Genomic DNA, 12,999 nt, shown 5'->3' with positions numbered 1-12,999 from the left:
TCTGCGGCGTCCACGGAGCGCACCGCCGCGGCCACGTCGCCCTCGTCGGGCAGCGGCGAGGGGGTGACCGGGTCGGCGGCCGCGGCACCGGCGGGCGCGATGAGCACCGGCGCGACCAGCGTCGCGGTCGCGGCCAGCAGGGCGACGGGCCGCCGGACGGGCGGTCGCGCGGGTGAACGGAAGGGACGGGTGATGGACATCGGGACACCTCGAGACAGCAGCGGTCGTCAGCGCCGCGCCGTGGGGGGTCCGGCACCGTGCTCGTCATCTGCGCCCGCGCCAGCCACCGATGGCCGGACGGGCGGGATCGACCGGCTCCCAAGCGGATCGAGAGGGGACGATCTGCCGGTCCTATCGACCGCCGGCGCGCATCTGAAAGGTCCGGTCACGAGCCGGACCGCCGTTCGTTAGAGTCCAGGCATGGACAAAGTCGTCGCCAGTGCGGCCGAGGCGGTCGCCGATATCAACGATGGGGCATCACTCGCGGTCGGAGGCTTCGGCATCTGCGGTATCCCCAGCGTGCTCATCCGCGCCCTGCACGAGCGCGGCTCCACCGACCTGACGGTGGCCTCCAACAACTGCGGGATCGACGACTGGGGCCTGGGCATCCTGCTGTCCGACCAGCGGATCGCGAAGATGATCGCCAGCTACGTCGGGGAGAACAAGGAGTTCGCCCGGCAGTACCTCGGCGGCGAGTTGGAGGTCGAGCTGACGCCGCAGGGCACCCTCGCGGAGAAGATGCGCGCGGGCGGCAGCGGCATCGCGGGGTTCTACACCCTGACCGGCTCGGGCACGCAGATCGCCGAGGGCGGTCTGCCGCTGAAGTACGACTCCGACGGCAACATCGCCAAGGCCAGCGAGCCGAAGCAGACCCGCACGTTCACGATCGACGGCGAGGAGAAGGAGTACGTGCTCGAAGACGCGCTGCACTGCGACTTCGGCCTCGTGCGCGCCTGGAAGGGCGACCGGCACGGCAACCTCGTGTTCCGTCAGGCGGCCCGCAACTTCAACCCGCCGGCGGCGATGTGCGGCCGCGTCACGATCGCCGAGGTCGAGCACCTCTTCGACCCGGGTGAGATCGACCCCGACGAGGTGCACCTGCCGGGCATCTTCGTGCAGCGCGTCGTGCCGCTGTCTCCGGCGGAGGCCCACGAGAAGCGCATCGAGAAGCGCACCGTGCGCCCCCACGAAGACGAGCGCCACGACGAAGTGAAGTTCAGCAGCAGGTGAATGGAGATCTGACATGGCTCTGACACGCGAGCAGATGGCCGCGCGCGCCGCCGCGGAACTCAAGGACGGCGACTACGTCAACCTCGGCATCGGTCTGCCGACCCTCGTGCCCAACTACGTGCCCGACAGCGTCGAACTCGTGCTGCAGTCCGAGAACGGCATCCTCGGCACGGGCGCGTACCCGATCGAGGGCCAGGAGGACGCCGACCTCATCAACGCCGGCAAGGAGACCGTGACCGTCCGCAAGGGCGCGAGTTTCTTCGATTCGGCCACGAGCTTCGGCATGATCCGCAGCGGCAAGGTCGACGCCGCGATCCTCGGCGCAATGCAGGTCAGCCACAACGGCGACATCGCCAACTGGATGATCCCCGGCAAGATGGTCAAGGGCATGGGCGGGGCGATGGACCTCGTGCACGGCGCCCGCAAGGTCATCGTGCTCATGGAGCACGTCGCCAAGAACGGCGACCACAAGCTGCTCGCCGAGTGCGAGCTGCCGCTCACCGGCAAGGCCGTCGTGCAGCGCATCATCACCGACCTGGCGGTCATCGACGTCACCGACGACGGCTTCGTGCTGCGCGAACTCGCCGACGGCGTCACCGAGGACGAGGTCAAGGAGAAGACCGGCGCCCCGCTGACGGTCGACCTCACCGGCAGCGTGGAGCAGCACTCGAACTGAGGCCGGCCCGCACCGGCGAAACGCCCGCCGGCCCCGATCAGGGCCGGCGGGCGTTTCGCGTGTCTGGGCAGCGAGAGCCTCAGGAGCGGGCGGGCGCCGGGGTCTTGACCGGGGTCGCGCTGACCTTGAACATCTCCGAGCGCAGCTTGAGGGCCTGGCGCAGCTTGGCTCCGCTGATCGTGACGGCCCGGGTGGAGCCGGTGAGCTGCACCTCGTCGATGCGGCCGCCGAAGGTGCCCTTGCCGTCGCGGTCGAGAATGCGCACGTCGATGAGCCGGCCGAGGCCGTAGGTCTTCTCCAGGGTGCTCACCGCGACCGTCGACGACCACGCCTTGTTCGGGTTGGCGAGCCGGCCGTCGTAGGGGTCGCGCTTGGCGACCTGGTAGAACGGCCCGCCGGCGACCGTGTAGCCGCCGTTGCTCGCGGAGAACTCGGCGAACGCGAAGGCCGACGTCGACGACTTCGTCACCCGCAGCACCTGACCCTTCGTCGCGATGATCGCCGCGTCGCTGCGGGTGGACTCGCCAGGCACTCGGGTGCCGGAGGCGGTGTAGCGGGCCACCCCCTTGAACACCTGGCAGGCTTGCGAGTCGCAGATATCCCACAGGGCACCCTTCGCGCGCTGCCGCTGCCGGTAGGAGGCGGCGTAGGTGCGGGCCGCGACCGCCTGCGCCGACAGCGCCCGCACGTGCCACGACGCCGGCATCTCCGCGGGCACGACGCTGCGCAGGTAGGCCTCCATCGTCGAGTTGACGACCGTGACGACCTTCGACCCGCTGATCGTCGCGTACACCGAGCCGCGCACGTCCTGGCTCGTGCCGCTGGGCAGGACGAGTCGCACGAGGCCGCTGCTGGTGCTGAAGACGAGCACCCCGGAGCGCATGACGAAGCCCCGCCAGCTCTTCCAGGCGCCGGCCCGGTCGCGGTACTGCAGGGTGATGCCGTTGGCGTACCGCTTGGCGCGCCACGCCGTGTAGCCGGCGCCGGCCGGAAGCCGCACCGCGCTGCGGCCGATGGTGGCGCTGAGCCCGGGGGCGGGCTTGACCGTCGTGTCGCCGTCGGTGTCGGCGCTGATGAGCACCCGCATCTGCGAGTCGGTGATCGCATGCAGCGCGGTGCCCGGGTAGTAGAACGCGAGGATCTGCCGCCACGTCAGGCCCGCGTCGGCGGCGCCGTAGGCGCCCCACTGGCTCATGCCGCGGCCGTGACCGTAGCCGGACCCGGAGAGCGTGAACGAGCCGGAGGCGGGTCGCGTCGTGACCTCCTGCGCGGCCGCCGCCGAGGGTGCGGTCGCGGTCAGTCCGCCGACGGCCAGGCTCACGGCCAGTCCCAGGGAGCTCAGGGCGGCCGTCGCCGAGCGCAGCGGGCGCCGTACCGACGGCCGGTGCGCGGAGGCGACGGTCGAACGGGTGGAAGCGGTCGCATCGCCGGCGCGTGACTGCCTCGACTGGCCGGAGGGGTTCGACGCGGCGATCGCGGCGGCAGCGGCGGATGGCGGGGCAAGGGGGGCCGGGCTCATGGCCTCCCCATCGGCCGTGGCCCGTCGCGTCTTGACTCAAACTTTGCCGACGAATCGCGCGTCGCTGCTGGACACGGACGAGGCGGCCGCCTCCGTACTGCGGAAGCGGCCGCCCCGGTTGTGTCGTTGGAGTGCTACACGCTGGGCAGGTCGATCGTGCGCCCTGTGCGGGACGACTCGATCGCGGCCTCGGCGACCCGCACGGTCGCCAGGCCCTGCGCGAGCGTGACGATGTCGGACTCCTTGCCGAGCACGGCGTCGCGGAAGTTCTCGTGCTCGACCTGCAGCGGCTCGCGCTTGGAGATCGCGTAGCGCACGACGTCGCCCTCGGAGACGCCGCGGAACCGGGCGATGTCGGTCCACGTCGTCGGCACCGACCCGTTCGCGTGGAACGTCAGGTCGGCGGTGAGGGTGTCGGCGACGAACGCGCCCTTCTCCCCCGTGATGATCGTGACGCGTTCCTTGAACGGGCTGAGCCAGTTGACGAGGTGGCTGGTCACGGTGCCGTCGGCCAGCTGGCCGGTGATCGAGACGAGGTCTTCGTACTTGCGCCCGCTGCGGAACGCGGTGCGCGCCGCGACCGAGGCGAACGGCTGCTGGCGCACCCACGAGGTGAGGTCGATGTCGTGGGTAGCGAGGTCCTTGACGACGCCGACGTCGGCGATCCGGGCCGGGAACGGGCCCTGGCGGCGGGTGACGATCTGGTACACGTCGCCGAGGTCACCGTCCTCCATGCGGCTGCGGGCCTGCTGCAGCGCCGGGTTGAACCGCTCGATGTGCCCGACGGCCCCGACCAGGCCCGCCTGCTCGAAGGCGGCCGCGATGCGCTGGGCGGCAGGAGTGTCCTGCGCCAGCGGCTTCTCGATCATCGCGTGCACGCCCGCCGCCGCGAGGGCCGTGGCGACCGGCTCGTGGAAGATCGTCGGCACCGCGACCATGCAGTAGTCCAGCTTGTGCTCGATGAGCTCCTCGACGCTGGAGCACAGCGGCCGGCCCTTCGCGACGCCGTGCGGGTCCTCCCCCGAGACGTCGGCGACGGCGACGAGCTCGACGCCGGGCAGTCCGGCGAGCACCCGGCCGTGGTGCCGGCCCATCATGCCCAGGCCGATGAGTCCCGCCCGCAGCGTCGCCATCAGGCACCCGCCTTCGCCAGCGCGTTGACGGCCTCGACGATGCGCTCGAGATCCCCCTGCGTCAGCGAGGGGTGCACCGGCAGCGAGAGGCATTCGGCCGCGGCGCGTTCCGTCTCCGGCAGGTCGGCGTCGCTCGTGCCCCCGGCGAACGGCGCGAGCCGATGATTGGGCACCGGGTAGAACATGCCGGAGCCGATGTTGTACTGCTCGCGTAGCGCAACCGCGAACCCGTCACGGTCCTGCGGCACGCGGATCGTGTACTGGTGGTAGACGTGCACGGCGCCCTCGGCGACCGGCGGCGGCGTCACACCCTCGAGATTGGCGGACAGGAAGGCGGCGTTCTCCTGGCGCTTCGTCGTCCAGGCCGCGACCTTCTTCAGCTGCTCGCGCCCGATCGCCGCGTGGATGTCGGTCATCCGGTTGTTCATGCCGACGACCTCGTTGTGGTACTGCTTCTCCATGCCCTGGTTGCGGTACAGCCGCACCAGCCGGGCGATCTCGTCGCTGCCGCAGGCCACCATGCCGCCCTCGCCGGAGGTCATGTTCTTCGTCGGGTAGAGCGAGAACATCCCGAACGAGCCGAACGCGCCGACGGGCGTGCCGTGCAGCGACGCGCCGTGCGCCTGCGCGGCGTCTTCGAAGATCTGCAGGTCGTGCTCCTGCGCCACCTTCTGCAGGCCGACCATGTCGGCGGGGTGACCGTACAGGTGCACCGGCATGACGCCGACCGTGCGCTCGGTGACGGCGGCGGCGACGGCCGCCGGGTCGAGACAGAAGTTGTCGGCCTGGATGTCGGCGAACACCGGGGTGGCGCCGGTGAGGGCCACGGAGTTGGCGGTGGCCGCGAACGTGAACGACGGCACGATGACCTCGTCGCCGGCCTTGACGCCGCTGGACAGCAGCCCCAGGTGCTGGCCCGAGGTGCCGGAGTTGACCGCGACGCAGGGCCGCCCGAGCTCGAAGTGGGCGGCGAACTCCTCCTCGAACGCCTTGACCTGCGGGCCTTGTGCCAACATTCCGCTACGCAGCACGGCGTCGACCGCGGCACGCTCCTCCTCGCCGATGAGCGGCTTGGCGGGTGGAATGAAATCGTTCATGTCCTCGCGGTCCCTTTCAGACGGGGTTGGGCGGCTCGGCGACCCGGCGCACGCGGCCTTGTCGCGGTTTCCCGGGCGTGCCGGGCCGGGGGCAAGCAGGTGCCTCGAGGCGCGGTGCGCTTCGAACACGCTCGGCGACTCGCGGTGGGGCGGTGCGGATGCGCCGTGCGTGACAATGTGCGAGGGCCTGCGGTCGCAAGGCCCCCGAACACCCGACTCAGGGTAACGCGCGACCCCCACCAGGAAAGGGAACCGGAGTTGAAGGTCCTCAGTGTCGTCGGAGCCCGCCCCCAGTTCGTCAAACTCGCGCCCGTCGCGGCGGCGCTCGCCGACGCCGGCGTCGAGCACGTCATCGTCCACACCGGCCAGCACTACGACGCCCGCATGAGCGACGTCTTCTTCGACGACCTCAAGATCCCGGCTCCCGACGTACACCTCGGGGTCGGCTCCGGCAGCCACGGCGTGCAGACGGGCGCGATGCTCGCGGGTCTCGACCCTGTCTTGGACCAACACAAGCCCGACTGGGTGCTCGTGTACGGCGACACGAACTCGACGCTGGCCGCCGCCGTCTGCGCCGTGAAGATGCACCTGCCGATCGCGCACCTGGAGGCGGGGCTGCGCTCGTTCAACCGGCGCATGCCCGAGGAACACAACCGGGTGCTCACCGACCACGCCGCCGACCTGCTGCTCGCGCCGACCCAGGTGGCGATGGACCACCTGGCCACCGAGGGCCTGGCGGACCGCAGCGTGCTCGTCGGCGACGTCATGACCGACGTGTGCTTCCTCGTGCGCGACGGCGTCGCCGACTCCCCGATCGAGCTGCCCGACTCGATGGACGCGGGCGCCCCCTACCTGCTCGCGACGATCCACCGGCCCGACAACACCGACACCCCGGCGCGCCTGGAGGCGATCGTCGCGGCCCTGCGTGACCTTCCGGTGCCGGTGCTGCTGCTGGCCCACCCTCGGCTCGTCGCCAAGGCCGCCGACCACGGCATCGAGCTGACCGGCGGCACCCTGCACCAGACCGCCCCGTTCGCCTACCCGCAGATGGTGCGTGCCGTCATGGGCGCCGCGGGCGTCGTCACCGACTCCGGGGGGCTGCAGAAGGAGGCGTTCCTGCTCGACACGCCGTGCACGACGATCCGCCCGGAGACCGAGTGGGTGGAGACCCTCGAGAACGGCTGGAACATCCTCGACAACGACCTGTCCCGGCTGCGCGACGTCGCCGTGCGCGAGCGGCCCGCCGGCGCCAAGCCCGCCCCGTACGGAGACGGTCACGCCGCGCAGACCGTCGCGCAGGTGCTCATCGAGCGGGCCGGCTGAGCGAGCCGGCTGAGCACGCCGACCCGGACGGGTGAATTTCTCGGTGCCGGCTTTGCGAGGAATTTACGGGAGCTTGCCCGGGCCCAGACGTCCGGGCGTCTCAACCCCGCCCCGGCCCGTCCGATACTTCCGACATAGACGCCAATTGTGATCGACCCCAAGGTGATTCGCGACGCCGCGGAACGTTGCCGCGGTCGGCCGCAGGCCGCTTGTTCGCCGCGCTCGTCGCCGTCGCGCTCCTCGTCGGCGGCGCACTCGCCCCGACACCGGCAGCCCGGGCGGTGCCCGGCGCCGCGACCCGGCCCGCCGCGGCGCCGGGGTTCTTCCCCGCGGCGACCTCCCCGGACGGCAGACTGTCGCTGACCGTCACCTCCTCGGCGGGCTCGGGCACGCTCCCGACGACCGGCTCGACGGTGACGTTCACGTACACGGTGCGCAACCTGTCGGGCCAGCCCGCGTACTACCGCAGCCTCACCGACTCCGCGTGCAGCACCCCGACGTATCGCACCGGCAGCGGCATGAGCAACGACGGCACGCAGTGGTGGATCCCCGCGGGCGGCAGCGCGACGTTCACGTGCGGCACGCTGGTCACGCAGGACCTGACGTCGCGGGCGACCGCGGTCTTCGACACCAGCCCCGACGCGGCGACGGCGTGGACGCCCTCGACCGCCACCGCGACGACGACCGTCACCGTCGCCGACGACCCTTGCACGACGATGTACTACATCTCCAACACATTCAATTCGGCGGTCGGCACGATCGGCACCGTGGCCACGAGCGGCACCTCGGCGCTGACGCCGCAGTACCGGGTCGGCGCGCTCGGCAACGGCACCGCCTTTCCCAACAGCTCGGCCATCGCCGTCGACCCGACCTCCCCGACGCGCGCCTACTACATCCCGCACGGTGCGGGCGGCTACGGCGGGTTGTGGCAACTCAACGTGACAACCGGGGCGAGTCAACGGGTCACCGCGCAGCAGGCGGCGACGTCGTCGGTGCGCCTGGCCGTCGCCCGCGACGGCACGGTGTGGAGCTGGGCCATCGACGGCAACCTCTACTCCCTGGCCGCCGGGAGCACGACGTGGGTGCGGCGCACCCTCACCTCGGCCACCGACGTCAACGGAAACTCCCTGGCCACCACCCAGTTCGCCTCCGGCGACCTGACGGTCGGCGGCAACGGCAACCTGTGGATGCTCGGCGCGAACGGCACGACCGGCATCACCTACCTGCTCACCGTGCCCGCCGCCGAGACGACGAAGACCGCCATGGCCGCCGTCGTCGTCGGGCGCATGAACCAGCCGCCCGCCAGGTCGGGGGTGCACTACAACGGCATCGCGTTCGCCGCCGACGGCACGATGTACGCCTCCTCGGGGCCGAACACCGTGACGGGCCCGACGACCGCGACCAACGCGATCTCGCGCGTCGACATGAACACCGGAGCCAGCACGACGGTCGCCACGAGCCCGGCCAACACCGTCGGCTCGGTCGGCGACCTCGGCTCGTGCGCGCTGCCCCGCGCGGAGCTGCGGGTGCTGAAGACCGCCTCGAGCGCCACCCCGTCGATCACCGGCGGCGACGTCATCACGTACACGATCCGCGTCGCGAACCTCGGCCGGCTCTCCTCCGTCGGCGCGACCCTGTCGGAGGCGATCCCCGACAACACGGCGTACGTGCCGAACTCGACGACGCTCAACGGCGCCGCCGTCGCCGACCCCGCCGCCGGCGTCATGCCGTACTCGGTGGCCGGCGGCCGGGAGGTGCACGGGCCGGGCGCCTACGACGGCGTCGTGCCCGGGCGCGGCGAGGCCGTCGTGACGTTCCGGGTGCGGGTCACCGACCCGCTGCCCGCGGGGGTCACGCAGATCGCCAACCAGGCCGTGGCCACCGACACGAACGGGTCGGTGCGCTCCGACGACCCGGGGCTGCCCGGCGACGCGGACCCGACCGTCGTCCCGGTCGCCCGCGCCGGGGTGTCGCTGGCCAAGACCGCCTCGAGCGCCACGGTCGCCGGGTCGGCGCAGGTCACCTACACGTTCGTCGTGTCGAACACCGGCAACGAGCCGCTGGCCGGGGTGCGCGTCAGCGACGCGATGACCTCGGACCGCACCGGCTCCGCGCAGCCGTTCGACAGCCCGGCGTGCGCCTCCCCGACCCTGCAACCCGGCAGCGACGTCAACGGCAACGGCCTGCTCGACCCGCTGGAGCCGTGGACCTACCGATGCACCCAGCCGGTCGCCTGGACCGCCGGCGATCCCGACCCCTGGCGGCTGACCGACGCCGCCCGCGTGCAGGCCGTCGGCAGCGTCTCCGGGGCCACGGTCGACGACGACGCCTCCGCGACGGTCGCCGTGCGCCCACGGCCCGCGACGATCGAGGTGAGCAAGAGCGCCGGCGCGGTCGTCGGGCCCGACTCCGACACCGGCCTGCTGCGGGCCACCTACACCGTCAGCGTGCGCAACAGCGGCCAGGTCGCCGGCAGCTACGGGCCGCTGACCGACACGCCCGGCTTCGCCGACGGGCTGGCCGTGCGCGGCGCGACGTTCCGCGGGCCGGACGACACCGCCGACCGCACGTGGGACGGCACCGGCGGCTCGTTCACCCTCGCCCAGGGGCCGGTGCCGATCGCCGCGGGCGCCGTGCACGACTACCGCGTGACCGTGCTGTTCGTGTGGACCTCGACGCAGGTTCCCGCGGCCTGCGCGGACAACCCCACCCCCGGGCGTGGGCTGTTCAACACCGCCGGGCTGCCGGCCGGTCAGGAGGCCGACCCGAGCGGCCCGAGCGACAACGGGGCGTGCCTGGATCCGCCGGCCCCACCGGCTCCGGCCATCGCGATCGACAAGCAGGCGGGCGGTCTCGTCGACGCCGAGGCCGACGGCGCCGCTCGGTGGGCGACACGATCACCTACCGCTTCGTCGTCACCAACACCAGCCGCACGCTGACCCTGCACGACGTCACGGTGGCGGACCCGTCGCTGGCCGACGCGACGATCACGTGCGCGCAGACCACGCTGGCCGTGGGGGCGTCGACGACGTGCACCGCCTCCGCGCCGTACCGGCTCACGCAGGCCGACCTCGACCGGGGCTCGGTGGCCAACCGGGCCACGGCCTCGGGCACCCCGCCGAACCTGCCGGCGGTCACCGCGAGCGACTCGACGACCACGCGGTTCGCCGCGCCCAGCGGGCTGGTCGTCACGAAGTCGGCGACGCCGAGCGTCACGCCGCTCGTGGCCGGCGCGACGATCCGGTACGCGTTCACGGTGCGCAACACCGGCGGGCGCACCGTGACCGGCGTGGCCGTCGACGACTCCCTGCTCGCGGCCGTACCGGCCGCCGTCACGTGCGCGGCGACGACGCTGGCCCCGGGCGCCTCGACGACGTGCACGGCCCCGGACTACGTGGTCACCGACGCCGACATGGCCGCCGGCGGCGTGACCAACACCGCCCTGGCCACCGGGCGCGACCCCGACGGCGCGAGCCTGACCTCGCCGCCGGTGACCGTGCTGACGCCGGTGGCCGAACCGGCTCCGGCGATCGACCTGGTCAAGACCGCCGCGGCCGCCGACACCAACGGCAACGGGCGCGCCGACGCCGGTGACCTCGCGACCTACACGTTCACGGTGACCAACACCGGCAACGTGCCGGTGCAGGCCGTGCGCGTCGACGACACCACCCTCGGCGTCAGCGGCATCACGTGCGGCACCGACCCGTCGACTCCCCTGCTGCCGGGGGCCTCGGTGACCTGCCCGGACCTGCGGTTGCCGCTGGGTCAGCCCGTCGTCGACGCCGCCGGGCAGACGAACACGGCGACCGCCTCGGCCCGGTACGTCGCCGGAGACCGCACGGTCACCGACACCGACGACGCGACGCTGAGCCTGTCGGACTCCGGCGACCCGCCGCTGGTCAACGCCCTGACGCTGACGAAGGCGCACGGCGCGATCGTCGACGAGGACGGCTCGGGCACCCCGACCCCCGGCGACGCCATCACGTACTCGTTCACGGTGCGCAACACCGGCAGCCAGACCGCCGTCGACATCGTCGTCGACGACCCGGGGCTGGTGACCCGGCCGCTGCCGTGCGTCACCGCGCTCGCGCCCGGCGCGACCGGCACGTGCCAGGCCCGCATCGGGCACCGGCTCACCCAGGCCGACATCGACGCGGGCCGGTTCGTCAACACCGCCGTCGCGCGCGGGCGCGCCGTGACCGCCGACGGCCCGGCGATCGCCTCGGAGCCCGCGAGCGACACGACCCCGATCCCCAACGAGCCCGCGCTGACGCTGACCAAGGTCGCCGGGCCCGTGACCGACACCCCCGGTTCGCCCCCCGGAGACAGCCGCGACGACACGATCGCCTTCACCTTCGTCGTGCACAACCCCGGCAACGTGGCCGTCTCGTCGCTGCGCTTCACCGACGAGCTGCTGGGGCTGGGCGACGCGGCGCTCGACTGGGCGGCAGCGACGCCGTGGCCCCCGGCGCCACGCTGACCTGCGCGGCACCCGCGGCGTACGTCATCACGCGGGACGACGTCAACGCCCGGCGCGTCGTCAACACCGCGACCGTGACCGGCACCGGACCGGGCGGCACCCGCGTCAGCGCGGAGGCGGGCACGACGACCCCGCTCACCCCGCGCCCCGCGATCGCGCTCGACAAGGCCCACACCGGCGGCGACGCGCCGCGGGCGCTCGGCGACGTCGTCACGTACACGTTCACGGTGGACAACGTCGGGGCCGGCACCCTGCGCGAGCTGCTCATCAGCGACCCCGTGCTCGGCATCGACGCCCGCCCGTGCACGACCGCCGCGGCGCAGCTGCCGTCCGGAGAGCAGCTGCGCTGCACCCTGACCGGCACGCACACCGTGGCCCAGGCCGACGTCGACGGCGGTCGCGTCGACAACACCGCGACCGTCACCGCCCTCGCCGCCCCGCTGTCGGCCGCCGCGGCGCGGGTCGCCCGGGGAGGCGGGAGCGCCGGGGGCGCCCGGGCCGCCCGGGTCGCTGCCGCCGAGGCGCCCGGGGACGTCGTGGTGACCGCCACCGACTCCGACAGCGTGCCGGTGGCGGCCGAGGCCGTCGCGGCCATCGCCCTGGTCAAGGAGCCGGGGGCGGTCGTCGACGCCGACGCGGACGGCGCCTACAGCGCCGGCGACGGCGCTACGCCTTCACGGTGACCAACACCGGGCCGATCACCGTGACCGGCGTGACGGTCAGCGACCCGCTGCTCGGCGACCCGCCGATCCTGTGCACCCCCGGCGTCCTGGCACCCGGGGCGTCCGTGACCTGCACGAGCGCGCCGTACCCCCTGACCGCCGACGACGTGGCCCGGGGCCGGGTGGACAACACCGCGACCGCCCGGGCGAGCGCGGCGCGCGGCCCCGACCCGAGCGCCACCGCCTCCGCGACCCTCGACCTGACGACCCCGATCCCCGCGCAGCCGCGGCTGGCGCTGACGAAGACGGCCCGGCTCGACGGCGACGACGGCGACGGGCTCGCCGACGCCGGCGAGGTGATCCGGTACGGGTTCACGGTCACCAACACCGGCGCGGTGCCGGTCACGCAGCTGCGGATCAGCGACCCGTTCCTGCTGCTCGCGGGCACCGACGTGACGTGCCCGTCGACCGCGCTCGCGCCCGGCGCCGAGGCCGCCTGCACCGCGGCCTACCGGGTCACCGCCGCGGACGTGGCCCGCGGCACCCCGATCGTCAACACCGCGACCGCCGGCGCGCGCGGCCCCGAGGCCTACGTCGAGTCGCCGCCGGCCCGCACGAGCACCCCGGTCGCCACCCCGGCGGCGGAGCCGGGCCTGAGCCTGACCAAGAGCGCCCGGCTCACCACCGACTCCGGGCAACCCGGGGTCGCCGACGCCGGCGACGAGATCACGTACACGATCACCGTCACCAACTCCGGCGGCACTCCCCTGAGCGCCGTGCGGGTCGCCGACCCGCGGCTGCCGGAGCTGGCGTGCCCGCAGCAGACCCTGGCCGCCGGCGCGTCGATGGGCTGCACCGCCCCGCCCTACCGGGTGACCG

The 12,999-nt window shown here is 73.1% G+C and carries 11 protein-coding genes; 7 read left to right on the top strand and 4 right to left on the bottom strand.

Annotated features, from left to right (window positions below; translation table 11 throughout):
- Positions 1–200: hypothetical protein (locus PINTE_RS16790; RefSeq protein WP_217996625.1), on the bottom strand; the 200-nt coding region annotated here is incomplete at its 3' end.
- Between the two features lie 220 nt (positions 201–420).
- On the opposite strand from PINTE_RS16790, the gene PINTE_RS16785 reads away from it, so the two are divergent.
- Positions 421–1,230: a CoA transferase subunit A gene (locus tag PINTE_RS16785; protein ID WP_068433073.1), complete on the top strand. Its 810-nt coding sequence runs from the start codon at positions 421–423 to the stop codon at positions 1,228–1,230.
- A 13-nt stretch (positions 1,231–1,243) separates the two neighbouring features.
- Positions 1,244–1,906, top strand: coding sequence for a CoA transferase subunit B (locus PINTE_RS16780; protein WP_068433071.1), 663 nt, complete (start codon positions 1,244–1,246; stop codon positions 1,904–1,906).
- Between the two features lie 79 nt (positions 1,907–1,985).
- Here the strand turns inward: PINTE_RS16780 and PINTE_RS16775 are convergent, their stop codons facing one another.
- The 3 genes from PINTE_RS16775 to PINTE_RS16765 form a co-directional block, all read right to left on the bottom strand.
- On the bottom strand, positions 1,986–3,227 hold the full coding sequence (locus PINTE_RS16775) for a SpoIID/LytB domain-containing protein (RefSeq protein WP_157087319.1): 1,242 nt from the start codon (positions 3,225–3,227) through the stop codon (positions 1,986–1,988).
- 332 nt (positions 3,228–3,559) lie between these two features.
- The gene (locus PINTE_RS16770) at positions 3,560–4,558 is read right to left on the bottom strand and encodes a Gfo/Idh/MocA family protein (protein WP_068433067.1); all 999 of its coding nucleotides are present in this window, start codon (positions 4,556–4,558) and stop codon (positions 3,560–3,562) included.
- A complete protein-coding gene (locus PINTE_RS16765; protein ID WP_068433064.1) occupies positions 4,558–5,655 on the bottom strand; it encodes a DegT/DnrJ/EryC1/StrS family aminotransferase in 1,098 nt (365 codons plus the stop codon). Before PINTE_RS16765 ends, PINTE_RS16770 begins: the two co-directional genes overlap by 1 nt.
- Positions 5,656–5,913: 258 nt before the next feature.
- On the opposite strand from PINTE_RS16765, the gene wecB reads away from it, so the two are divergent.
- From wecB to PINTE_RS16740, 5 genes are all read left to right on the top strand, one after another.
- A complete protein-coding gene (gene wecB, locus PINTE_RS16760; protein WP_068433062.1) occupies positions 5,914–6,978 on the top strand; it encodes a non-hydrolyzing UDP-N-acetylglucosamine 2-epimerase in 1,065 nt (354 codons plus the stop codon).
- A gap of 209 nt (positions 6,979–7,187) precedes the next feature.
- The gene (locus PINTE_RS16755) at positions 7,188–9,917 is read left to right on the top strand and encodes a DUF11 domain-containing protein (RefSeq protein WP_068433060.1); all 2,730 of its coding nucleotides are present in this window, start codon (positions 7,188–7,190) and stop codon (positions 9,915–9,917) included.
- The gene (locus tag PINTE_RS16750; RefSeq protein WP_068433059.1) at positions 9,863–11,458 is read left to right on the top strand and encodes a CLIPPER-2 domain-containing protein; all 1,596 of its coding nucleotides are present in this window, start codon (positions 9,863–9,865) and stop codon (positions 11,456–11,458) included. The genes PINTE_RS16755 and PINTE_RS16750 overlap by 55 nt, the downstream gene beginning before the upstream one ends.
- The gene (locus PINTE_RS16745) at positions 11,437–12,141 is read left to right on the top strand and encodes a CLIPPER-2 domain-containing protein (protein ID WP_068433057.1); all 705 of its coding nucleotides are present in this window, start codon (positions 11,437–11,439) and stop codon (positions 12,139–12,141) included. Before PINTE_RS16750 ends, PINTE_RS16745 begins: the two co-directional genes overlap by 22 nt.
- Positions 12,138–12,999: CLIPPER-2 domain-containing protein (locus PINTE_RS16740; protein WP_068433056.1), on the top strand; the 862-nt coding region annotated here is incomplete at its 3' end. The genes PINTE_RS16745 and PINTE_RS16740, both read left to right, overlap by 4 nt.

The organism is Piscicoccus intestinalis NBRC 104926, from assembly GCF_001515525.1.
Lineage (GTDB): Bacteria > Actinomycetota > Actinomycetes > Actinomycetales > Dermatophilaceae > Kineosphaera > Kineosphaera intestinalis.
This window is presented reverse-complemented; position numbering and strand designations above follow the sequence as displayed.

Excerpts from the sequence above, each read along its gene's own strand:
- PINTE_RS16785 (WP_068433073.1), top strand. The coding sequence starts at position 421 with ATGGACAAAGTCGTCGCCAGTGCGGCCGAGGCGGTCGCCGATATCAAC.
- PINTE_RS16780 (WP_068433071.1), top strand. The coding sequence starts at position 1,244 with ATGGCTCTGACACGCGAGCAGATGGCCGCGCGCGCCGCCGCGGAACTC.
- PINTE_RS16770 (WP_068433067.1), bottom strand. The coding sequence starts at position 4,558 with ATGGCGACGCTGCGGGCGGGACTCATCGGCCTGGGCATGATGGGCCGG.
- PINTE_RS16765 (WP_068433064.1), bottom strand. The coding sequence starts at position 5,655 with ATGAACGATTTCATTCCACCCGCCAAGCCGCTCATCGGCGAGGAGGAG.